The organism is Mesorhizobium sp. M0698 (genome assembly GCF_040320455.1).
In the GTDB taxonomy this organism is placed as follows: domain Bacteria; phylum Pseudomonadota; class Alphaproteobacteria; order Rhizobiales; family Rhizobiaceae; genus Mesorhizobium.
Window position 1 is genome coordinate 478605 of sequence record NZ_JAMYPQ010000003.1, and the last position, 22507, is coordinate 501111.

The 22507-nt window shown below is 63.5% G+C and carries 24 protein-coding genes; 9 read left to right on the forward strand and 15 right to left on the reverse strand.

Going from position 1 to position 22507, the window contains the following annotated elements; all coding sequences use genetic code 11:
• Window positions 1–238: 238 nt before the first annotated feature.
• The 3 genes from trpS to NKI16_RS09930 all read left to right on the forward strand — a co-directional run bounded on the left by trpS (window position 239) and on the right by NKI16_RS09930 (window position 2617).
• Window positions 239–1321 carry a tryptophan--tRNA ligase gene (gene trpS / locus NKI16_RS09920; RefSeq protein ID WP_352690993.1) on the forward strand — a complete coding sequence of 361 codons (1083 nt, stop codon included), beginning with the start codon at window positions 239–241 and terminating at the stop codon, window positions 1319–1321.
• A gap of 96 nt (window positions 1322–1417) precedes the next feature.
• Complete coding sequence (locus NKI16_RS09925) at window positions 1418–1909, forward strand: universal stress protein (RefSeq protein WP_023717912.1); 492 nt, start codon at window positions 1418–1420, stop codon at window positions 1907–1909.
• A gap of 138 nt (window positions 1910–2047) precedes the next feature.
• Window positions 2048–2617 carry a NifU family protein gene (locus NKI16_RS09930; RefSeq protein ID WP_023676386.1) on the forward strand — a complete coding sequence of 190 codons (570 nt, stop codon included), beginning with the start codon at window positions 2048–2050 and terminating at the stop codon, window positions 2615–2617.
• A gap of 110 nt (window positions 2618–2727) precedes the next feature.
• Here the strand turns inward: NKI16_RS09930 and NKI16_RS09935 are convergent, their stop codons facing one another.
• The 4 genes from NKI16_RS09935 to NKI16_RS09950 all read right to left on the reverse strand — a co-directional run bounded on the left by NKI16_RS09935 (window position 2728) and on the right by NKI16_RS09950 (window position 4424).
• A complete protein-coding gene (locus NKI16_RS09935) occupies window positions 2728–3345 on the reverse strand; it encodes a L,D-transpeptidase (RefSeq protein ID WP_352591300.1) in 618 nt (205 codons plus the stop codon).
• Between the two features lie 338 nt (window positions 3346–3683).
• Window positions 3684–3809, reverse strand: coding sequence for a hypothetical protein (locus NKI16_RS09940; protein WP_023676388.1), 126 nt, complete (start codon window positions 3807–3809; stop codon window positions 3684–3686).
• A complete protein-coding gene (locus tag NKI16_RS09945; RefSeq protein WP_023676389.1) occupies window positions 3810–3938 on the reverse strand; it encodes a hypothetical protein in 129 nt (42 codons plus the stop codon).
• Window positions 3939–4097: 159 nt separating this feature from the next.
• Window positions 4098–4424 carry a GYD domain-containing protein gene (locus NKI16_RS09950; RefSeq protein ID WP_352476054.1) on the reverse strand — a complete coding sequence of 109 codons (327 nt, stop codon included), beginning with the start codon at window positions 4422–4424 and terminating at the stop codon, window positions 4098–4100.
• A gap of 149 nt (window positions 4425–4573) precedes the next feature.
• Here NKI16_RS09950 and NKI16_RS09955 point away from each other — a divergent pair, with 149 nt between their 5' ends.
• Window positions 4574–4873 (forward strand): DUF1330 domain-containing protein, encoded by a 300-nt coding sequence (locus NKI16_RS09955; RefSeq protein ID WP_352570234.1) that lies wholly within the window; start codon window positions 4574–4576, stop codon window positions 4871–4873.
• A gap of 740 nt (window positions 4874–5613) precedes the next feature.
• A complete protein-coding gene (locus NKI16_RS09960; RefSeq protein ID WP_023676393.1) occupies window positions 5614–6114 on the forward strand; it encodes an MmcB family DNA repair protein in 501 nt (166 codons plus the stop codon).
• A 101-nt stretch (window positions 6115–6215) separates the two neighbouring features.
• On the opposite strand, the gene NKI16_RS09965 is transcribed toward NKI16_RS09960, so the two are convergent.
• The 10 genes from NKI16_RS09965 to NKI16_RS10010 all read right to left on the reverse strand — a co-directional run bounded on the left by NKI16_RS09965 (window position 6216) and on the right by NKI16_RS10010 (window position 16551).
• On the reverse strand, window positions 6216–6404 hold the full coding sequence (locus NKI16_RS09965; RefSeq protein ID WP_352570235.1) for a hypothetical protein: 189 nt from the start codon (window positions 6402–6404) through the stop codon (window positions 6216–6218).
• Window positions 6405–6539: 135 nt separating this feature from the next.
• The gene (locus tag NKI16_RS09970; protein WP_023676394.1) at window positions 6540–6902 is read right to left on the reverse strand and encodes a nuclear transport factor 2 family protein; all 363 of its coding nucleotides are present in this window, start codon (window positions 6900–6902) and stop codon (window positions 6540–6542) included.
• Window positions 6903–6987: 85 nt separating this feature from the next.
• Window positions 6988–7461: a carboxymuconolactone decarboxylase family protein gene (locus tag NKI16_RS09975; RefSeq protein ID WP_352448517.1), complete on the reverse strand. Its 474-nt coding sequence runs from the start codon at window positions 7459–7461 to the stop codon at window positions 6988–6990.
• A 111-nt stretch (window positions 7462–7572) separates the two neighbouring features.
• Complete coding sequence (locus NKI16_RS09980; protein WP_352570236.1) at window positions 7573–9126, reverse strand: alpha/beta fold hydrolase; 1554 nt, start codon at window positions 9124–9126, stop codon at window positions 7573–7575.
• A gap of 106 nt (window positions 9127–9232) precedes the next feature.
• The gene (locus tag NKI16_RS09985) at window positions 9233–9541 is read right to left on the reverse strand and encodes a formate dehydrogenase subunit delta (RefSeq protein WP_352570237.1); all 309 of its coding nucleotides are present in this window, start codon (window positions 9539–9541) and stop codon (window positions 9233–9235) included.
• Complete coding sequence (gene fdhD, locus NKI16_RS09990; protein ID WP_502897325.1) at window positions 9531–10358, reverse strand: formate dehydrogenase accessory sulfurtransferase FdhD; 828 nt, start codon at window positions 10356–10358, stop codon at window positions 9531–9533. The genes NKI16_RS09985 and fdhD overlap by 11 nt, the downstream gene beginning before the upstream one ends.
• A 202-nt stretch (window positions 10359–10560) precedes the next feature.
• On the reverse strand, window positions 10561–13473 hold the full coding sequence (gene fdhF, locus NKI16_RS09995; RefSeq protein WP_023676803.1) for a formate dehydrogenase subunit alpha: 2913 nt from the start codon (window positions 13471–13473) through the stop codon (window positions 10561–10563).
• Window positions 13474–13485: 12 nt separating this feature from the next.
• Complete coding sequence (locus NKI16_RS10000; RefSeq protein WP_023676804.1) at window positions 13486–15042, reverse strand: formate dehydrogenase beta subunit; 1557 nt, start codon at window positions 15040–15042, stop codon at window positions 13486–13488.
• Window positions 15039–15518 carry a formate dehydrogenase subunit gamma gene (locus NKI16_RS10005; RefSeq protein WP_023676805.1) on the reverse strand — a complete coding sequence of 160 codons (480 nt, stop codon included), beginning with the start codon at window positions 15516–15518 and terminating at the stop codon, window positions 15039–15041. Before NKI16_RS10005 ends, NKI16_RS10000 begins: the two co-directional genes overlap by 4 nt.
• 133 nt (window positions 15519–15651) lie before the next feature.
• Window positions 15652–16551, reverse strand: a complete 900-nt coding sequence (locus NKI16_RS10010; RefSeq protein WP_023676806.1) for a LysR family transcriptional regulator — start codon at window positions 16549–16551, stop codon at window positions 15652–15654.
• 193 nt (window positions 16552–16744) lie between these two features.
• Here NKI16_RS10010 and NKI16_RS10015 point away from each other — a divergent pair, with 193 nt between their 5' ends.
• Both NKI16_RS10015 and NKI16_RS10020 read left to right on the forward strand, forming a co-directional pair.
• The gene (locus tag NKI16_RS10015; RefSeq protein WP_023676807.1) at window positions 16745–17386 is read left to right on the forward strand and encodes a DUF47 domain-containing protein; all 642 of its coding nucleotides are present in this window, start codon (window positions 16745–16747) and stop codon (window positions 17384–17386) included.
• Entirely contained in the window at window positions 17386–18390 is a 1005-nt protein-coding gene (locus tag NKI16_RS10020; protein ID WP_023676808.1) for an inorganic phosphate transporter, read from the forward strand. Before NKI16_RS10015 ends, NKI16_RS10020 begins: the two co-directional genes overlap by 1 nt.
• Window positions 18391–18428: 38 nt before the next feature.
• Here the strand turns inward: NKI16_RS10020 and NKI16_RS10025 are convergent, their stop codons facing one another.
• Window positions 18429–18806 carry a VOC family protein gene (locus NKI16_RS10025; protein ID WP_023676809.1) on the reverse strand — a complete coding sequence of 126 codons (378 nt, stop codon included), beginning with the start codon at window positions 18804–18806 and terminating at the stop codon, window positions 18429–18431.
• Between the two features lie 194 nt (window positions 18807–19000).
• Between NKI16_RS10025 and NKI16_RS10030 the strand changes: the two genes are divergently transcribed.
• A complete protein-coding gene (locus NKI16_RS10030; protein ID WP_023676810.1) occupies window positions 19001–20185 on the forward strand; it encodes an Mrp/NBP35 family ATP-binding protein in 1185 nt (394 codons plus the stop codon).
• A gap of 236 nt (window positions 20186–20421) precedes the next feature.
• Window positions 20422–22227 carry an IlvD/Edd family dehydratase gene (locus NKI16_RS10035; protein WP_023676811.1) on the forward strand — a complete coding sequence of 602 codons (1806 nt, stop codon included), beginning with the start codon at window positions 20422–20424 and terminating at the stop codon, window positions 22225–22227.
• Window positions 22228–22507 lie beyond the last annotated feature (280 nt).

The window sequence follows — 22507 nt, forward strand, 5'->3', positions numbered from 1 at the left end:
CTAGTAACTTCGGTATGGGTGCTCATTGGCGCCGAAGACCCGCCGCAAGGCGGGTTTTTGTTTCTGGTCGGCGTCATCCCCTTCAAACAGCCTCCTGCGGCGTCTTGCTCGGCCGACGCCAAAGCCTGCGCGCCCAGTCAATACCCCTCTTGATCGCCTCCTCGCTCTCGTCCATAAGCGCGCCGTCGCAAGACTTTCGCCGCGCGCGAAACGGCCCTCCACAAGCCAGGGAAACACTATGACCGACCTCAACCAGCCCGCCTTCAAGCCGCTCGTGTTTTCCGGCGTCCAGCCAACCGGCAATCTGCATCTCGGCAATTATCTCGGCGCCATCAAGAAATTCGTCGCCCTGCAGGACACTTCCGACTGCATCTATTGCGTCGTCGACCTGCATTCGCTGACCGCGCAGCTCGTCTATGAGGACCTTCAGGACCAGACGCGTTCGATCACCGCGGCGTTTCTCGCCTCCGGCATCGACCCGACCAAGCACATCGTCTTCAACCAGTCGCGGGTGATGCAGCACGCCGAGCTTGCCTGGATCTTCAACTGCGTGGCGCGCATCGGTTGGATGAACCGCATGACGCAGTTCAAGGACAAGGCCGGCAAGGACCGCGAGAACGCCTCGCTCGGCCTGCTTGCCTATCCCTCCCTGATGGCCGCCGACATCCTTGTCTACCGCGCCACCCACGTGCCGGTCGGCGACGACCAGAAGCAGCATCTGGAGCTGACCCGCGACATTGCGCAGAAATTCAACAACGACTTTTCAGACCGCATCGCGGCGCTTGGTGTCGGCGTCGAGATGCAGGTCGGCGAAGAGACGGTGAACGGCTATTTCCCACTGACCGAGCCGGTCATCGGCGGCCCGGCGGCGCGCATCATGTCGCTGCGCGATGGTTCGAAGAAGATGTCGAAGTCCGACCCGTCGGACCTGTCGCGCATCAATCTGACCGATGATGCCGATGCCATCTCGAAGAAGATCCGCAAGGCCAAGACCGACCCGGAGGCTTTGCCCGGCGAACTGGACGGGCTTGCCGGTCGGCCGGAAGCGGAAAACCTCGTCGGCATCTATGCCGGCCTCGCCGAAATCTCGAAAGAGGCCGTGCTGAAAGAGTTCGGCGGCCACCAGTTTTCGGTGTTCAAGCCGGCGCTGGCCGATCTTGCCGTGGAAAAGCTGGCGCCGATCGCCGGCGAGATGCGCCGCATCTCCGCTGACCGCGCCTATGTCGACGCGGTGCTGCGGGATGGCGGCGAGCGTGCCGGCACATTGGCCGAAGCGACGATGAAGACCGTGCGCGACATTATCGGCCTGCTGCAAGGCTGACCTTAGAGCGGCGCCCTGTCGCCACAGCCGCCGGTCGCTTGCGGGCGGGCTGTGGCGGTGGCAGATTGCGAACCGAAACCATCGAACAGGGTGAATATGGTCTCCAAACGCCTCAGCCGCGAAGCCGGTCATCGTCGCAAGTTCCTGGCGATCATCGACGATACGCCAGAATGCGAGCGCGCCGTCGCCTACGCCTCGAAGCGGGCGCAAAGCACGGGCGGCGTACTGGTGCTGCTCTATGTCATCGAGCCGGATGATTTCCAGCACTGGCTGGGCGTCGAGAAGATCATGCGCGAGGAGGCGACCGCCACGGCGCGTGCGGCACTCGACAGCTACGCCAACAAGGTGCGCCAGAAGCTCGGCATCGAGCCGGAACTGGTGGTGCGCGAAGGCAAGCCGACCGAAGAGATCCACAAGCTGATCGAGGAAGACCAGGACATCGCCATCCTGGTGCTGGCGGCAGGCGCCGGCAAGGAAGGGCCTGGGCCGCTGGTCGGCGCGGTCGCCGGCAAGGGCGCCGCCTTTCCGATTCCGGTCACGGTGGTGCCGCAGAACCTGTCGGACGAAGAGATCGACAGCCTCGCCTGAGCGCGCCTCGCTCAAGGCAGGGGTAAAACATTCCGCCTGCCGCTTCCGCCGACGATGCCTTTCGCTTGAATGTCGGGCGGATAAAGCCTAATTAGAATTATTCCAAACTAGCTGCCCGAAACGGGCACGGAGACGGCCATGTTCATCCAGACCGAGTCGACGCCAAACCCGGCGACGCTGAAATTCCTGCCCGGCAAGGAAGTGCTGCAAGAAGGCACCGCCGATTTCCGCGATGCCGATAGCGCCGCGACGGCTTCGCCGCTCGCCGGCCGGCTGTTCGAAATCCCCGGCGTCACCGGCGTCTTCTTCGGCTATGATTTCATCACCGTGACCAAGGACGGCCCCGACTGGCAGCATCTGAAGCCGGCTATCCTCGGCGCCATCATGGAGCATTTCATGTCCGGCGCCCCGGTGATGGCCAAGGCCGGCCCCGCCGCCGAGACCAGCCAGACCGGCGAATTCTACGACAAGGCCGACGAGGAGTTGGTCGTCACCATCAAGGAGCTGCTCGACACGCGGGTGCGCCCGGCGGTGGCCCAGGACGGCGGCGACATCACCTTCCGCGGCTTCGAGAACGGCACCGTGTTCCTGCACATGAAGGGCGCCTGCGCCGGCTGCCCGTCGTCGACCGCGACGCTGAAGCACGGCATCCAGAACCTGCTCCGGCACTTTGTGCCGGAAGTGCAGCACGTCGAACAGGTCTCCTGACGCACCGTTCCATCGTCAACATCGATAGACAACAAAAAACCGGGCCAAAGTGCCCGGTTTTCTGTTTGCGACGTCTGTGTTGTTGCCTAGACGGTCCGCGTATAAGGGTCTTATATCACGATGACCTTGGCGCCGACCGAGGTGCGGTCGTAGAGGTCGATAATGTCCTGGTTCATCAGCCGGATGCAGCCCGACGACATCGCCTTGCCGATCGAATTCCATTCCGGGCTGCCATGCAGGCGATAACCCATGTCGCCGCCCTTGTTGAACAGGTACATGGCGCGCGCGCCGAGCGGGTTCTTCAACCCCGGGTCCATGCCACCGGCAAACTTGGCCAACTCCGGCTGGCGCTTGATCATCTGCGAAGGCGGTGTCCAGGTCGGCCATTCGCGCTTCAGCGCGATATGGGCGGTGCCGTGCCATTCGAAACCCTCACGGCCGACGCCGATGCCGTAGCGCATCGCTTCGCCGTCGCCCATGACGAAATAGAGGAACTTGTTCTGCGTATCGACGATAATGGTGCCCGGCTTTTCCTTGGTGTCGTAGTCGACGATCTGCCGGCGGTATTTGAACGGCACCTTTTCGATCGGAACGCGCGGCAGGTGATAGCCGGCGTCGGTCACCGCGCCGTAGTTGTTGGTGAAGATCTGCGAGCCGATGGTGCTGCAACCGGCGACAGCCGTCGACAGCGCCAGGGCCGCGACGATTGCAAGTGACTTCATGCGCATGAAAAGGTCCGATGCCTGCCCAAACAACAGCGGCTCGAGTCGGCCGCTTTTTTCATCTTCATTCATGCTGGCATTTGCTTTGCTTGCCAAGCGGGCGATGCCTATATCCTTGGACTTGTGTGCTGGTAAACCTGCGACTATGGCATTTCGGCAACAGCCCCCGCAGGATTATGTTGCAAAATCAATGGGCCAAGAACAAGAACCAGGAGACGAAGAAATCACCCATGAATGTCGGTGACGCTGCCCGGCGCTCTGGCCTGCGGCCAAGACCATCCGTTGCTGCGAGGAGATCGGACTGAGACGCGGCCGCTGCAGGAGAAAGTCCAGACGGGCCGGGTTTAATAAAGGACGCCGCGAAGCACGGTCCAAGCCAGAAGCCCGAACGTGCCGATCACCACCAATGCACCCAGGACCGTGCCGATCGTTTCAGGCAGTCCATCGGGGCGACCAGGACCGTCGGCCATTCAACTATCGATCATGACGTAGGCCGCACCAAACACGGCAACGATAATTGCCCCAAGCACCGCCCATCCTCTGATGGCCGGGCGGATTTCCTCCGGCGTCGCTGATTTCCGGTCGTCATCTTCCGTCATCTAATGCTCCTCGTAAAACACCGTAGCCGACATTGAAAGCGCAAGCTGCCGGCGCTGCCAAGAGCCGCAGTGGACTCTTTTGCGCAAAAGTTTAGGAACGTGCGCAGTTCGCGAGCAAGCGTTACCAGCCTTCGACACTCCGCAAAGCGCGGGCGGCGGTCACGATCCCGGTGGGCGATACCGGATCGACTTGGCTTTCCCAAGGGCTTCCATCGTCTCTTCGACACTTAGCAGCACGGTGGTCTCGTAAGAGCTGAGCGCGCCTCCCGCACCGATGGCGAGCATGACGGATGCCATCGACACGTTGTCCGGCGCCTCCCATAGGTTCCAGCCATCGTACTCTCCGAAGGCATACCAGAACCCGTGCAGCTTTCCGCCGACCGACTCGATGTAGGAACGGGCAGCCTCGCGTCTATCCTCGGGATTATCCATCAAGCGCGCCCAGGTTTCGGGCCTGTAGCTGAATCGCGTGAGATACATCGGCATGGTTCGTCTCTCCCAGAGCTGCCCCCACCAAGACAGTTAAGCGCCCCAATCCGGGAGAACGCGAGTCGTTTCCGAGGCGTAGTACCGCTGGCTTAGTTGCGGGGCCGCTAATAGACCTGTTTCAATGTTTTTTTCAGGGAGTAAGGTCAATGGCCGCATATCTCATTGCTGATGTAGACATAACCGACGCCGCCGTTTTCGAGGAATACCGCCGGGATGTGCCGGCAACCGAAGCCCGCTATGGGGGGAGGTACATCGCTCGCGGCGGAGCCACCAAAGTTCTGGAGGGCGATTGGGAACCTCATCGCCTCGTCATTGTCGAATTCCCGGACATGGCGTCCCTCCTGGCATGGTACGACTCTCCAGAATACAGCCGCCTCAAAGCCATCCGCGAACGCTGCGCAAAGACGAGAATTATTGCCCTGGAAGGGATGATGCCGATTAGCTGAGGGCCGGGTCGATGACAATGGCAAATCTGAGTTGCCATATCTGGTGCGGCCCGGCGACGGGACAGGAGCATTCTGATATGAATCAGCAAGCTTTAAACTTGCGGGCGGGAAATGACGGCCAATGATGGGAGGATGACGCCGGAAGCACTCATTGACGGGACCTACAAATCAATATGACCCAACACCAGATCGGCAGGCGGTGTTGCAGCGTGACCTAGGGTTGTGTCATGGCATTGAAAATGCCGGCGCCAACTATCGCACATAAGGCTGCGGCCCCAAGCCCTCCCACAATGATGCACCACCAGGCGCGGCCATTTCCCCGAAGCACGGGATTCATTTTTATCATCCGTCGCGCCAGAAGCCCCTGGTAGAGTGCATAAGAAGACCCGAAACCGGCGAGCCAAATGACGGAAAATACGACGCCCCGCGTGAGCATCCTATTGAGCCTAGTCTGCTCGACCGTCAAACTTGCATTCTCAGTAACCATGCTTCGCCACCTTTTTGATTATGCTGCGACCACTATCGGGCCTGCAGCGGTGAATATTAGATCAACCGCGACGCCTCGCGAAAACATAGCTCCCCTCACCAGTAGGAAACGCATTCATAACGCGAGCGGCCCGCCTTGTGGAAGGGCGGGCCTTGTAGCGCCCGCTCCACAGTATTTTGCAGATTAGGTTTGTCAGCCAGATAATCGCCGCGACCGGGTTCAAACCGTGAACAAAATCTGGCATGGTGCGGTAATGCCGATCATCTCACCTCTACCCCTCAATCCGCTCATCGACGGCCGCCAGTCGGAGCGCGCCATGCTGGTCAGGCGCGGCGTGCAGCGGCTGCTCAGGCAGATGGGCGCGCATGTCTTGCCCGAACTGTCGCTGGCCACCGGCCGGCGGGCCGACCTGGTTGCGCTGACCCGCCAGGGCGACATCTGGATCATCGAGATCAAATCCTCGATCGAGGATTTCAGGGTCGACCGCAAATGGCCGGACTACCGGCTGCATTCCGACCGGTTCTTCTTCGCCACCCATCCCGGCGTACCCCAGGAAATTTTTCCGCAGGAGTGCGGCTTCATTCTCTCCGACGGTTACGGCGCCGAGATTTTGCGCGATGCGCCCGAGCACCGCATGGCGGCGGCAACGCGCAAGGCGCTGATGCTGAGGATCGCACGCGCCGGTGCGTCGCGGCTGCTGGCGGCGGAGCTTGCCGGCGTGTCGGTGCCCGCGCTGGACGGCGAGAGCGAATAGAGGTTTGCGCTCTCCGTAATTATAGACGTCGCGCTGCCCCTCATCCGGCTGCCGCCACCTTCTCCCCGTAAGTGACGGGGAGAAGGGAGTAAGCCGGACTGCTATTCCACGATGCGGTAGATGTTCCACAGGCTGGTGCCCGACACGACATAGGGCTCCATCTCCTTGCCCCATTTGGCGTGCGCGTCGATCTTGGCGATCCTGGCGAAGAACGCCTCCAATTGGGCGAGGCTTTCGACCTGGTGATGTGACCCGACCGTCGCTTCCCGCGCGCCGTTCGATTCGGTCATGATCTGGAACTTGAGGTCGTCGAGGCCGACCTGCGAGCCGATCTCGCGTTCTCATTCTTTAATAGTTCGAGCACGGTCTGCTTGTGGCCGAACTTGGCGTCGATCTGCCACCTGGCACTGAACATCGCCGCCGCCTCACTCGTCCCATGCCTGCACGACGGTCTGCCGCACGATCAGGCCGTTCTTCAGCTCCAGCATCGCCGCGCAGAACACCTTGGTCCCGTCCGGATAGGCGCAGGCCTGGGTGAAGGCGAGATTGTTGCCGTCGGCGATGGTGGTGTCGACCTTGTGGGTCATCGCCCGGCTGCAGATGTCGTCCCAGAACGTGGTGATCGCAGCGCGCCCGCGGATTTCGCGCGGCTTGCTCGGCGGGTTGTTGCGGTCGATCACCCGCACCAATGCGTCGTCGGCATAGAAGCTCGCCAGCAATTTTCCATCACGGCCCTCAATCGCCTTCTTGATCGCAGCGCCGTCTATCGTCTGTGTCTTGGTCGGCAATTTTTCCTCCATAGGCCCGTCTTCTCGGATCGGGTGGTTGCTTGATCAGGCACTGCCCGGCGCTCGCCGCCGGGCAGTGGCTTCTTCACTGCGACTTCGCCTTGACGGCCGCGAACACCTCGTCGGACTGCTTCTTGAAAGTGGCGAGATCGACCTGGCTGCCGTTGAGCATCGTCGACCAGTGGCGCACGATCGCCGCCATCGCCACCGCCTCCTTGATCTCCTCGTCGCTGGCGCCATTGAGCTTGGCCGCCTGCGTGTGGAAATAGATGCAGTACTGGCAGGGGATCTGCGAGGCGACGGCGAGGCCCATCAATTCCTTGGTCTTGCCGTCGAGCGCGGTGTTTGGGTTGAGCTGCACGCCCTTGATCTCGGCCCAGGCGCCGGCAACGGCGACGTCCGGCAGCGTCTTGAACATGTCCGGTACCGAGCCGAGCGTTGCCTGGATGTCCTTGTAGGCAGCCGTCGCCGAGGCGTCTTCGGCCTTGGCAGGAACGATCGCCAACAGCGCGCCAACGCCTGCCGCCAGCACCAGTGATTTGAGTGTCGACTTCAGCATTTTATTCCTCCCTTCGCAGCGCCTTTCCCGGCGACATCCGCCTGGCCTGCATGGGACGAAGTGATAGCGCTTACGCATGCCCGGCCGCTTCGCCCGAAAGCGCCATGGCTCCTATGGCCCGTGCGGGCCAGCGTGCCGGGCCGAGAACGCCGCCGCCGCCGCCCGCGACGGCAGGTCCAGCTTGAGCAGAATATTGGCTACGTGGCGCTTGACGGTGTGTTCGCTCAGCCCGAGTTCGGCGGCGATCGCGGCATTGCTCTTGCCATCGGCGATGAGGTTCACCACCTCGCTTTCGCGTGCCGTCAGTGCGGCCGGCTCGGTAGCCTTGGCCTTCGGCCGGCAGGCCGGCTCCAGATGCTGTTCCGAGGTCGCCTGCACCAGCGCCAGCGGCTCATCCAGCTCGTCAAGCGCGATGCGCCCGGCGTCATTGAAATGAAGGCCTGAACCGGCGGCGAGGTCGGCGACCAGCCGCGAAGCGAGGATGTCGCCGCGCCCGGCATGCGCGGCAAGCTGCATCGTCACGCGCGCCGTCAACCCCGTCGGCGGCCCACGCAACTCGACCTCGCCGACATGCACGCCCTGCGCGCTGGCGACGCCGATCTCCTGCGCCGCATCGCGCAGCGCCGCCGCACAGCGTACGGCCCGCGCCGGGCCGTCGAAGCGCGCCATCATCAGCTCGCCATTCGTGCCGGCCGGGCGGCCGCCATGGCGCCCGACCAGCAGCCGCCATGTTTCCTGAAAACGCTGGCTGCGCTCGCTCCACATGCGGTCGCCAAGCCGCGCCGTGTCGTAGATCCGGGTGACCAGCAGTGCAGCCAGCACGCGCTCGGCCTCGGCAACGGCGCGCGCTCCGGTCAGGAACTCCTCGATCAGATCGGCCACCCGGTCGACATCGCCGGTCCAGATCGGGTGATCGCGCCCGGGCACCTCGACCAGCCGCGAATTCGGGATCTTCCTTGCCAGGAAGCGGCTGGCCTCCGGGTCGACGCGCGCATCGTTGCGGCGATGGACCAGCAGCGTCGGTGCGCTGATCGCCGCCAGCACGCCGCGCACGTCGATAGCTGCATTCATGCGGGCCAGGGCGATTGCCGCGGTCGGGCTCGCCGACAGCCGCTCGAAGCGCGCCCACCATGTGGCGAAACGCGGATCGTCGACGCGGCCGGGTGCGAAATGCGGCAGGGTGGCGCCGGTGCCCCATGCGGTCTCCGCCGTCGCGATGAACGCCTCCAGGCGTTCCGGCGGCATCACCCATTTGTGGAAATGCGAATAGCCGCCATAAAGCGCCAGCGCCCGCGTCCGCTCCGGGTAGGTGGCGGCGAACAGCATTGCCATCGGCGCGCCTTCCGAAGCGCCGAGCAAGGCGGCGCGGCCGCTGCCGGTCGCATCCATCACCGCGCGCACATCGTCCATGCGGGTTTCGAGGCTGGGCAGATGGTGGGCATCGACGCGATCGGACAGACCGGTGCCGCGCTTGTCGAACAGGATCAGCCGTGAGAACGCGGAAAGCCGCTTCAACAGCCGGGTGTAGCCCTCGTCTCCCCAGTGCAGGTCGAGATTGGAAATGAAACCCGGCACGAAGACGAGATCGAGCGATCCCTGGCCGACCACCTGATAGGCGATCCGCACGTCGCCACTGAGCGCGTATCGAGTTTCGATCGGCCTCACGAGGTTTGTCCGCCCGACCCGACGAATTCTTGTCGCCGATCATAGCAGAGGCGCGCAGCTTGCGGCAGATGAAACTTTAGAGAGCGTGAATGTGGGCCCGCGGCGCCTACTTCTGTGACGCGGCGGTCGTCTCGGTGTTCGCTCCGCCAGCGCTGAAACCTGCGCCCTCCGGCGCGCCAGGCCGCTTGATGTGTGGCGCGGCCGCGACGACAAGCTCGTTGAACCCTTCGCCGCCGCTGTCCAGCATCTCGAACAATTGCCGGCGCATCCTCGGCTCCCAGAACTTGTTGATGTGCTCGGCGACGCCGGCAATGCCTTGCTCGCGCGGCTTTGAGTGGAAAAAGGCGGCGATCTGGTTGGCCATGCGAACCAGCTTTTCGCTGGTGCTCATGAGGTGGCCCTCGTCATGCGACATGCTTGGCAACTCCGGAAACCACTCGGTCAGGATGGGTAAAAATATCGAAATCGTCGCCGCGCACCAGCGCCACCAGCGTCATGCCGGCATCGTCCGCGGTGCGGATGGCAAGTGCGGTCGGCGCCGAGACGGCAATGATGACGGCCGAGCCGATCGCCGCGGTCTTCTGCACCATCTCGACCGAAACGCGCGACGTGACGACGACGGCCCCCGACCTGCCGTCGATACCGGCTTTGGCCAGCGCGCCAGCCAGCTTGTCCAGCGCGTTGTGGCGGCCGACATCCTCACGCGCCATGACGATGCCCTTGCCGGGGAGGTAAAAACCGGCGGCGTGGACGGCACCGGTCTCGGCGTGCAGCGGCTGCAGCTTCGACAAAAGCTTGACCGAGCGGACGATGTCATTGGCCTGAAGTGTAAGTTGCGACGCACCGACCGGGTTTACCGAGCGCATCGCCTCCTCGATCGATTCGATGCCGCACAGCCCGCAGCCGACCGGCCCAGCCAGCCTGCGCCGCCGCGCTTCGAAGCGGGTGTTGGCCTGGTCCTTCAGCCGGATCTGGATATCGATGCCGGCGCCGTGATCCTCGACCTCGATCGCTTCGATTTCGTCCGGCGAGGCAATGATGCCTTCGGTCAGCGAGAAGCCGAGCGCGAAATCCTCGAAATCAGCCGGGCTTGCCATCATCACCGCATGCGTGGTGCCGGCAAAGGAGAACGCCACCGGCGTCTCTTCCGGCACCATGCGGTTGGCGGCCGCAGTGCCGCCGGCGCGGCGCGCGAGGCGGCTGATCTGTGTGACAGCACGACGTTTGGGCATCACGCGGCACCCCCCTCTGGCCTGCCCTCTTTGTCATCATTTGGCATCTCCCCCTCAAGGGGGGAGATCGGCAGTTCAGGCGTCGCGGCGCACCTTTCGACTTTGGTGATTGGCGAAAGTCGAGATGACATCCAATCTCCCCCCCTGAGGGGGAGATGGCCGGCAGGCCAGAGGGGGGTACTCCGGCACGAAACCAAAACCGCTACTCCGCTGCTTGCAGCGGGGCGATGCGGCGGCTTTGCTTTGCCTGCTCGTCATAGTCGCGCTGCCATTCCGACGGGCCGTTGGATGCACCCACCTGCACCGCGGTCACCTTGTATTCCGGGCAGTTGGTCGCCCAGTCGGAGAAGTCGGTGGTGATGACGTTAGCCTGGGTGTCGGGATGGTGGAAGGTCGTATAGACGACGCCCGGCGACACCCGCTCGGTGATCAGCGCGCGCAGCGTCGTCTCGCCGGAGCGGCTGGTCAGCCGCACCCAGTCGCCGTCGCGCAGGCCGCGATTTTCGGCATCGTGCGGATGGATCTCCAGCCGGTCCTCGCTATGCCAGACCACATTGTCGGTGCGCCGGGTCTGCGCGCCGACATTGTATTGCGACAGGATGCGGCCGGTGGTCAGCAGCAGCGGGAAGCGCGGTCCGGTCCTTTCGTCGGTCGCGACGTATTCGGTGCGGATGAACTTGCCCTTGCCGCGCACGAAGCCGCCGATATGCATGATCGGCGTGCCTTCCGGCGACTTCTCGTTGCAGGGCCACTGCACCGAGCCCACCCGGTCGAGAAGGTCGAAGGAAACGCCGGCGAAACTTGGTGTTGTCTTGGCGATCTCGTCCATGATCTGGGACGGATGCGTGTAGTTCCAGCCGAGGCCGAGCGCCTTGGCGAGCTCCTGCGTCGTTTCCCAGTCGGCATAGCCGCATTTCGGCTCCATCACCTTGCGCACCATGTTGATGCGGCGCTCGGCATTGGTGAAGGTGCCGTCCTTCTCGAGGAACGTCGAGCCGGGCAGGAACACATGCGCGTAGTTGGCCGTCTCGTTGAGGAAGAGGTCGTGCACGACGACGCATTCCATCGCGGCGAGACCGGCGGCGACATGCTTGGTGTCGGGGTCCGACTGCAGGATGTCCTCGCCCTGCACATAGAGCCCCTTGAACGAGCCGTCGACGGCCGCATCCAGCATATTGGGGATGCGCAGGCCGGGCTCGTCGTCGAGCTTGACGCCCCACAGGCTCTCATAGATGGCGCGCACCGCGTCGCCTGAAATGTGGCGATAGCCGGGAAGCTCGTGCGGGAACGAGCCCATGTCGCAGGAGCCCTGCACATTGTTCTGGCCGCGCAGCGGGTTCACGCCGACGCCCGGCCGGCCGATATTGCCGGTCGCCATGGCGAGGTTGGCAATGGCGATGACGGTGGTCGAGCCCTGGCTGTGCTCGGTCACGCCGAGGCCGTAATAGATCGCGCCGTTACCGCCGCGGGCGTAGAGCCGCGCCGCGCCGCGTATGTCGTCGGGATCGACATTTGCAAGCTGGCCGACCACTTCCGGGCTATTTTCCGGCAGCGCCACGAACGATGCCCAGTCCTGGAACTCGTCCCAGTCGCAGCGCTCGCGGATGAAGGCCTCGTCGAACAGGCCCTCGGTGACGATGACATGGGCAAGTGCGGTCAGCATGGCGACGTTGGTGCCCGGCTTCAGCGGCAGATGGAACTGCGCCTCGACGTGGGCCGAGCGCACGATGTCGGTGCGGCGCGGATCGAGCACGATCAGCTTGGCGCCCTCGCGCATGCGCTTCTTCATGCGCGAGGCGAACACCGGATGCGCATCGGTCGGATTGGCGCCGATCAGCAGGATCACGTCCGTCTGCTCGATCGAATCGAAGTCCTGCGTGCCGGCGGAGGTGCCGAAGGTCTGGCCGAGACCATAGCCGGTCGGCGAATGGCAGACACGGGCGCAGGTATCGACATTGTTGTTGCGGAAGCCCTGCCGGACAAGCTTCTGGACGAGGTAGGTCTCCTCGTTGGTGCAGCGCGAGGAGGTGATGCCGCCGATCGAGGTGCGGCCGTACTGGTACTGGATGCGGCGGAATTCATTCGCCGTATGGGTGAGCGCCTCTTCCCACGACACTTCGCGCCACGGATCGCTGACCTTCTCGCGGATCATTGGTTTCAGGATACGGTCCTTGTGCGTCGCGTAGCCATAGGCGAAGCGGCCCTTGACGCAGGAGTGGCCGTGGTTGGCCTTGCCTGCCTTGTAGGGCATCATGCGGATGACCTCGTCGCCCTTGACCTCGGCCTTGAACGAACAGCCGACGCCGCAATAGGCGCAGGTGGTGACGGTCGAGCGCTCGGGCAGGCCCTTCGCCAGCACGGTCTTTTCCCTCAGCGCATCGGTCGGGCAGGCCTGCACGCAGGCCCCGCACGACACGCATTCGGAATCGACGAACGCCTCGTGCATGCCGGCCGAGACCCTGGATTCGAAGCCGCGGCCCTCGATGGTCAGCGCGAACGTGCCCTGCACCTCCTCACAGGCGCGCACGCAGCGCGAGCAGACGATGCACTGCGTCGGATCGTAGGTGAAATACGGGTTCGATTCATCGCGGGCGATGTAATCGATGGTCAGCGAGCCATGGCCGGGCGCCACGCCGTTTTCCTGCTTGACGTGGTTGCGGCCGTCCACGCCATAGCGGTTCTCGGTCAGGCCGACCGTCCTGACGACCTTGTCGAACTCGCTGGCGCCAGTGCCGGCCTTCTCGCCCCACGCCGCAGGATGGTCGGAGACGTAGAGTTCCATCACGCCGCGGCGAATGGCGTCTAGCCGGTCGCTCTGCGTATGCACGACCATGCCTTCGCCGACCGGCGTCGTACACGAGGCCGGCGTGCCGCCGCGCCCGTCGATCTCGACGAGGCAGACCCGGCAGGAGCCGAACGAGTCCAGCATGTCGGTGGCGCAGAGTTTCGGGATTTCGACGCCCGCTTCCATCGAAGCGCGCATGATCGAGGTCCCCGCCGGCACCGTCACCGACTTGCCGTCGACCGTCAGCGTTACCTTTTGTTCTGCTTCAGAGGCGGGTGTGCCGTAGTCGATTTCCTGGACCAGCGATTTGATGTCGAATGCCGCGTTCATACCTGTCCGCTCCTATTCCGCTGCTTCGGCGACCGGCGTCGGCCGAAAGTCGTCCGGGAAATGGTTGAGTGCACTCATCACTGGATATGGGGTGAAGCCGCCGAGAGCGCAAAGCGAGCCGAACTTCATCGTGTTGCAAAGGTCGGTGACCAGCGCGATCTGCTTTTCCGGTTCGACGTTCTGGGAGAGCCGGTCCAGCACCTCGACACCGCGCGTCGAGCCGATGCGGCACGGCGTGCACTTGCCGCAGCTCTCGATGGCGCAGAATTCCATGGCGAAGCGTGCCTGCTTCAGCATGTCGGCGCTGTCGTCGAAAACGACGATGCCGGCATGGCCGATCAGCCCGTCCTTGGCCGCAAACGCTTCGTAGTCGAACGGCGTGTCGAACAGGGCGCGCGGGAAATAGGCGCCGAGCGGACCGCCGACCTGTACCGCCTTGACCGGACGCCCGGTCGCCGTGCCGCCGCCGATATCGTCGACGATCTCACCCAGCGTCATGCCGAACGCGGCCTCGTAGAGACCGGGATACTTGACGTTGCCGGCAATCTGGATCGGGATGGTGCCGCGCGAACGGCCCATGCCGAAATCCTTGTAGAAGGCAGCGCCCTTGTCCATGATCACCGGCACCGAGGCCAGCGAGATGACGTTGTTGATCACTGTCGGCTTGCCGAACAGGCCCTTGTGCGCCGGCAGCGGCGGCTTGGCCCGCACCTGTCCGCGCTTGCCTTCGAGGCTGTCGAGCAGGGCGGTTTCCTCGCCGCAAACATAGGCGCCGGCGCCGACGCGCACTTCCATGTCGAATGAATTGGCCGAGCCGAGCACATTGACGCCGAGCACGCCGGCCTTGCGGGCGATCTCGACGGCCTTCTGCATCACCGCCACCGCGTGCGGATATTCGGAGCGGATATAGATAAAGCCCTTGGTCGCGCCGGTGGCGATGCCGGCGATCGCCATGCCTTCGATCAGCACGAAGGGGTCGCCTTCCATGATCATGCGGTCGGCGAACGTGCCGGAATCGCCTTCATCGGCATTGCAGACGATGTATTTGCGGTCGGCCGACGTATCGAGCACAGTTTTCCATTTGATGCCGGTCGGGAAGCCGGCGCCGCCGCGACCGCGCAGCCCGGACTCGGTCACCTGCTTGACGACCTCGGCCGGCGTCATCGCCACTGCATTCTGCAGGCCCTTCAGCCCGCCATGCGCCTTGTAGTGATCGAGCGACAGCGGATCGGTGACGCCGCAGCGCGCAAAGGTCAGCCGCGTCTGCCTGGCAAGGAACGGGATCTTGTCCGGTGCGCCCAGCCAGCGCTTGTGGTGGCCGCCGGTGAGGAAGCCGCAGTCGAACAGGCTTTTGACGTCGGAGGGCTTCACCGGCCCATAGGCGACGCGGCCATTAGCTGTTGCCACTTCGACCATCGGCTCGAGGAAATAGGCGCCGCGCGAGCCGTTGCGCACGATCTTGGCCTCGATGCCGCGCTCGGCCAATTCCGCACGAACCGCCTTGGCGACCTTTTCCGCACCGAGCGCCAGCGCGCCGGAATCGCCGGGAATATAGATACGCGGGATCATGAGCGCACCTCGGCAACGATCTCGTTGAGCTTTTCGTCGTCGAGCCGCCCGATCACCTCGTCATCCAGCATTGCCGACGGCGAGCAGGCGCAAAGGCCGAGGCAATAGACCGGCTCCAGTGTCACCGAACCGTCGCGGGTTGTCTCGTGGAAACCGATGCCCAGCAATGATTTGAGCTTGGCGGCAATCGCATCCGAGCCCATCGACTGGCAGGCTTCCGCCTGGCAGAGCTTCAGCACATGGCGGCCAGCCGGCTGGCTGCGATAATCGTGATAGAAGGTCACGACGCCGTGCACCTCGGCCCTGGAAATGTTCAGCGCCTCGGCGATGACCGGCAGCGCGTCCTGCGGCACATAACCGAACTCTTCCTGGATGCCGTGCAGGATCGGCAGCAGCGGGCCTTCGAGGCCTTTCAGCTCGTGGATGATCGCCGCGGTGCGCGATGCGATCTCGGTACTTGCAGGCTGCATCGTCATGCAGCGCCCTCCCTGGTCGTGGCGGTCTTCCGCTAAGTGCTTAGGAAATCAGAGGAAACCCGCTAAATCAATAAAGCCGATCCGTTGCTCGATAGAAATTTTCTATCGTTCGCGGTCACCAGCCTTGTCTAGCCTAGCGGCGGGCGCGGAAATCGTCCGCCAGCGCCATTGCCTCGTCCAACAGCGCCGAGACCAGTGGCGTGTGCGGTTCGCGCCGTGCCGCCACCAGCCCGACGGTGTGGCTGGCATCCGGCTCGACGATCGGGATAGCCCGGATCGGCTCGGAAAAGCCGAACGTTTCCGCAAGGTTAAGCGGCATGATGGACGACCATTTGCCGGTGCGGATATGCGAAAACAGCACGATCATCGAGTTGGATTCCAATGTCGGCCGCACCTGCACGCCGGCTTCGGCCAGATGCTGGTCGATGATGCGGCGGTTCTGCATGTCGGGCGTCAGCAGGCAGAGCGGCAGCTGACTGAGTTCCGCCCATGTCACTTTGTCGCGGTCGAAATAGGGGTTCCCGACGGCGGTGATCAGCTGGTAGCGCTCGTCGTAGAGCGGCACGCTGGTGACGCGTCCGAGCGGCTCGTTGTCGAGATAGGTGATACCGGCGTCGATGTCGAAATTGCCGAGCAGCGACAGCACCTCGATCGAGGTCCGCGACAGCACCGAGAAGGTGACGCCGGGGTGCTTTGCCCGAAACGGCGTCGTCAGTCGCGCCACCATGGCCAGCGCCGTCGGGATCGCGGCGATGCGGATGCGCCCTGACAGGCCGTGGCGTGCCGCCCGCATCTCCTCGCGCATGGTCCTGCTGTCGCCGACGATGCGGCGCGCCCACACCAACACCTGCTTGCCTTCCGGCGTCAATCCCTGGAAGCGCGAGCCGCGCAGCACCAGCATCACGCCGAGCTGGCCTTCCAGCTGCTTGATGCCGGCCGAAAGCGTCGGTTGGGTGACGCCGCACACCTCCGCCGCCCGGCCGAAATGTTCTTCCCTGGCAAGTGCTATGAAGAATTCCAGCTTATCGATCATGCCGTCGGGAGCCTGTCACGGACGCTGTGTCCGATTGTAGCGCGCAACGTCGTGGAAATCGCCTTCGGCCGCAAGCCGCCTGTCTAAATCGTCCGCATCCACATCTTTCAGCCGGCTTACTGTTTCCCGCGATGGAATGCGGCGCTATGTGAATGAGACGGGGTCGTGGACTGGACACGACGGGAGACCGAACATGCTGGGCTGGTTCCGCAAGCTTTTGCCGCGCGAAGATCGCTTCTTCGACCTGTTCGAGCGGCATTCCCGCACCGTGGTCGGTGGCGCCGAGGCACTGCAGCAGCTTTTGCAGGGCAACGACATCGACCGCTGGTGTCAGACGATCATCGATCTCGAGGACGAAGCCGATCAGATCACCGCGGAAGTGCTGCTGGCCGTGCGCCGCTCCTTCATCACGCCCTTCGACCGCGGCGACATCAAGGACCTGATCCAGTCGATGGATGATGCCATCGACATGATGCACAAGACCGTCAAGACGGTAAAGCTGTTCGAAAAGAAGGAATTCGACCCGCTGATGCAGGAAATGGGGGGCGTCATCGTCGAGGCCGCCAAGTTGGTGGCCGAGGCGATCCCGCTTCTCGGCAAGGTCGGGGCGCACACGGTGCGCCTCAACGCCATCGCCGAGGAAGTCATGCGCGCCGAAGGCCGGGCCGACGACCTGCACGAACAGGGCCTGAAGGACCTGTTCAAGCGGCACGGCCGCAGCGATCCTATGGCCTATCTGATCGGCAGCGAGATCTACGGCCAGCTGGAAAAGGTGGTCGACCGCTTCGAGGACGTCGCCAACGAAATCAGCGGCATCGTCATCGAGAACGTATAGTGGAAGCCGCGATAGCCTTTCCGGTGCTGGTCGGCCTTGTCGTCGTCGCGCTGTTCTTCGATTTCCTCAACGGCCTGCACGATGCCGCCAACTCTATCGCCACCATCGTCTCCACCCGGGTGCTGCGGCCGCATTATGCGGTGTTCTGGGCGGCCTTCTTCAATTTCATCGCCTTCATGTTCTTCGGTCTCCACGTGGCGGAGACGCTGGGAACCGGCATCATCGACGCCAGCATCGTCACGCCGGCAGTGATCTTTGCAGCACTTGTCGGCGCCATCGTCTGGAATATCGTCACCTGGCTCGTCGGCATCCCGTCCAGCAGCTCGCACGCTCTGATCGGCGGTTTGGTTGGCGCCGGCGTTGCCAAGGCAGGCACCGGCGCCATCGTCTGGACCGGGTTGGGCAAAACGACGGCGGCCATCGTGCTATCGCCGGCGGCAGGTTTTCTGCTGGCGCTCGTCCTGATCCTCGCGGTCTCCTGGCTGTTCGTGCGGCGGACGCCGTTCGCCGTCGACAGCACCTTCCGCGTCATGCAGTTCTTTTCCGCCTCGCTCTATTCGCTCGGCCATGGCGGCAACGACGCGCAGAAGACTATGGGCATCATCGCCGTGCTGCTCTATTCGCAAGGCATGCTCGGCGCGAATTTTTACGTGCCGCTGTGGGTCGTCATCACCTGTCAGTCGGCGCTGGCGCTGGGCACGTTGCTCGGCGGCTGGCGCATCGTCCACACGATGGGCTCGAAGATCACCCGGCTGAACCCGATGCAGGGTTTCTGCGCCGAGACCGGCGGAGCGATCACCCTGTTCGCCGCCACCTGGCTCGGTATTCCTGTATCGACCACGCACACGATCACCGGCGCCATCATCGGCGTCGGCGCCGCCCGCCGCGTCTCCGCCGTTCGCTGGGGCATTGCCGGTAACATCGTGGTGGCATGGATCGTCACCCTGCCGGCAACCGCGGCGATCGCGGCTCTCACCTACCTCGCGGTCGGCCTGGCATGGTGACAGCACCGTAGCACTGCGCGGCAGGCGATGCGCCGTATCTACCTATCCACAAGGTTCAGGATGTTGCCGTCCGGATCCTTGAACCATGCGACCTTCATGCCCTGACCGACATGAACATCGCCCTCCAGCGTCAGGCCTGGCATGTCGTAATGCTCGAAGGTCACGCCCTTCGATTTCAATGCCTCAACGATCTTGCCGAGTTCGTCGCCGACCGTCCATGTCACAGCCGTCGCCTTGTTGGTCCCAGCGAAGTTCGAACGGTAGACGTTGATGCTGGTGTCGCCGCTTTTATAGACGATCAGTTCGCCACCTTCATTGTGCACCTCTTTCAGGCCAAGGACCCCTTCGTAGAATGCCTTGGCCTTGGCCAGGTCCTTCACGGCGAGATTGGCCGTCGCGTTGCTGTTTGCGAGCATGATTCGTCTCCTTCCCTGGCTGTCATTCCATGCTCATGAAATAGGCTGCGTTGACGATTTGGCGACGGCTGCTCCCACTGGAAATGCCGTCATATGCTCGCTGCCTCCCCGATACGCCGCTGCAATTGGTGGTCCATCGCTTGGTTCTGTTCCGGAACTGCATTATCTGGAGCGGAAAAGTAGAGGAAAAACTCATGCCCGCCGCCAATGAAAACGTGACCAAGGAAATCGTTATCGAGCGCCTGAAGACGGTCAATGGGCCGGATTTCACCGGCAATATCGTCGACCTCGGCCTGGTTTCCGAGATTTTCATTGCCGATGCCAAGGTGTTCTTTTCGATCACCGTTCCCGCTGCCCGTGCCCAGGAGATGGAACCGCTGCGTGCGGCGGCCGAACGTGTCGTCAAGGCGATCCCCGGTGTTGCCGGCGCCGTGGTCGCGTTGACGGCGGAAAAGAAGGGCGGCGGCATGGAGGCGCCGGTTCCGCAAAGACCGGCTCAGAGGCCCGCTCCGCCGACCGCACCTGCGCGTCCCGCGCCGCAGGCGCCCGCCTCGCACAGCCAGGGCAAGCGCGGCGTACCCGGCATCGAAGCGATCATCGCCGTCGCTTCCGGCAAGGGCGGCGTCGGCAAGTCGACCACCGCCGTCAATATCGCCCTTGGGCTTGCCGCCAACGGGCTGCGGGTCGGGGTGCTCGATGCCGACATTTATGGCCCTTCCATGCCGCGTCTGCTCAACATTCGTGGCAGGCCGCAGACCGTCGACGGCAAGATCCTGAAGCCGATGCAGAATTATGGCCTCAAGGTCATGTCGATGGGCTTCCTCGTCGATGAGGAGACGCCGATGATCTGGCGCGGGCCGATGGTGATGTCGGCATTGACGCAGATGCTGCGCGAGGTCGAATGGGGACCGCTTGATGTGCTCGTCGTCGACATGCCGCCCGGCACCGGCGACGCCCAGCTGACCATGGCCCAACAGGTGCCGCTGGCCGGCGCCGTCATCGTCTCGACGCCACAGGACCTGGCCCTGATCGATGCGCGCAAAGGCCTAAACATGTTCAGGAAGGTCGACGTGCCGCTATTGGGTATCGTCGAAAACATGAGCTATTTTCTCGCCCCCGATACGGGAAAACGCTACGACATCTTCGGCCATGGCGGCGCCCGCCGCGAGGCCGAGCGTCTCGGCGTCACCTTCCTTGGCGAAGTGCCGCTCGAGATGGGCATCCGCGAAAGCTCCGATGCCGGCACGCCGGTGGTGGTCTCCAAGCCGGATGGCGCTGAGGCGAAAATCTATCGCGACATCGCCGCCAAGGTCTGGGACCGCGTCAATGAAGAGCGCGGCGCGGCCGAGGCTGCAGTGCCGAGCATCGTATTCGAGTGATACGGATGTCCCTCCCCCAAGTGGTACCCTTGAGGGGAGGGTGGCCGGAAGGGCCGGGTGGGTTCGCGGCGACGCGCTCCAACTCTCCGGGATAGCGGGCTGACAAACCACGATCCCGTCTAGCGCGGAGGCAGATGTATGTCTTTCGTACCAAAGAGCGGATTCGGATGGCGCGTGCCCCTTGCCTGCTCCCGCGCGTTGTCATATCGATTTGTCATACAAATACGGAGACCACGATGGCAGGCGCCCCCACCCACAAGAAAAAATTTCGCTCGCAGGAGTGGTTCGACAATCCCGACAATCCGGGCATGACGGCACTCTATCTGGAGCGCTACCTGAATTACGGGCTGACGCGGGCCGAACTGATGTCCGGCAAGCCGCTGATCGGCATCGCCCAGACCGGCTCCGACCTGTCGCCCTGCAACCGCCATCACATCGAACTGGCCAAGCGCGTGCGCGAAGGCATCGTCTCGATGGGTGGCATCCCTTTCGAGTTCCCTTGCCACCCGATCCAGGAGACCGGCAAGCGGCCGACTGCTGCACTTGACCGCAACCTTGCCTATCTCAGCCTGGTAGAGGTGCTTTACGGCTATCCGCTCGACGGCGTGGTGCTCACCATCGGCTGCGACAAGACGACGCCGGCCATGCTGATGGCCGCGGCCACCGTCAACATTCCGGCTATCGCGCTTTCGGTCGGCCCGATGCTCAACGGCTGGCACAAGGGCAAGCGCACCGGCTCCGGCACCATCGTCTGGGAATCGCGCCAGCGCCTGTCGGCCGGCGAGATTGGCTATGACGAGTTCATGGATATCGTTGCCTCCTCGGCGCCGTCGACCGGCTATTGCAACACGATGGGTACCGCCACCACGATGAATTCGCTGGCCGAGGCGCTCGGCATGCAATTGCCGGGCTCGGCCGCTATCCCCGCCCCCTATCGCGAGCGCGGCCAGATCGCCTACGAGACCGGAAAGCGCATCGTCGACATGGTGCATGAGGATCTGAAGCCCTCCGACATCATGACCCGTAAGGCCTTCGAGAACGCCATCGTCGTCAACTCGGCGATCGGCGGCTCGACCAATGCGCCGATCCACCTCAACGCCATCGCCCGCCATCTCGGCGTTTCGCTCGACAATGACGATTGGCAGAAGGTCGGCCTCAACATACCGCTCATCGTCAATCTGCAGCCGACGGGCGAATATCTCGGCGAGGACTATCACCATGCCGGCGGCGTGCCGGCCGTGGTCGCCGAACTGATGAAGGGCGGCCTGCTGCCCTATCCGGAAGCCATGACAGCTAACGGCAAGACCATCGGCGACAATTGCAGCGGCGCCGTCAACGAGAACTTCGACGTCATCCGCACGGTTGCCGAGCCGCTGAAAGCCAATGCCGGCTTCATCAATCTCAAGGGCAATCTGTTCGATTCGGCGATCATGAAGACCAGCGGCATCTCGCCCGAATTCCGCGAGCGCTATCTGTCGAACCCGAAGGACCCCGAAGCCTTCGAGGGCAACGCCATGGTGTTCGACGGGCCCGAGGACTACCACGCCCGCATCGACGATCCGGCACAGGGCATCGACGAGCACACCATCCTGTTCATGCGCGGCGCCGGCCCGATCGGCTATCCCGGCGGCGCCGAAGTCGTCAACATGCAGCCGCCGGCCTATCTGATCAAAAAGGGCATCCACGCGCTGGCCTGTATCGGCGACGGCCGCCAGTCGGGCACGTCGGGTTCGCCCTCGATCCTCAACGCCTCGCCGGAAGCCGCCATCGGCGGCGGGCTGGCGCTGCTGAAGACCGGTGACCGCGTCCGCGTCGATCTGCGCAAGGGCACCGCCGACATCCTCGTCAGCGACGACGAGATCACGCGGCGGCGCGCCGAGCTGCAGAACAATGGCGGCTATCACTATCCCATGCACCAGACGCCGTGGCAGGAGATCCAGCGTGGCATGGTCGACCAGTTTTCCGAAGGCATGGTGCTGAAGCCGGCGGTGAAATACCAGGATGTGGCGCATACAAGCGGCGTACCGAGGGACAATCACTGACACCAGGGTTCCGTCGCACGAGCCAGCCGCCGGTGCAGGCAATTTGCCGAGGTCAGCGCCAGGAGGGGTAGGGGTGGGGGTACATCGTAGAGCGAAAGCCTCGGCTTTCCACCTGCGATAGCCTGCCGTTAATGGGCAGAAATGCCCGGCACAGGGTTGGACGCGGTCATTTGTCAACAGCGATTGCTCCCGCGAGAACGGCAATGCTTGACAAGCGAGCGCGACAAATCCACGATCATCGCAAGGGGTTAATCGCGACGACCCCGTGAGGCGTCAGCCC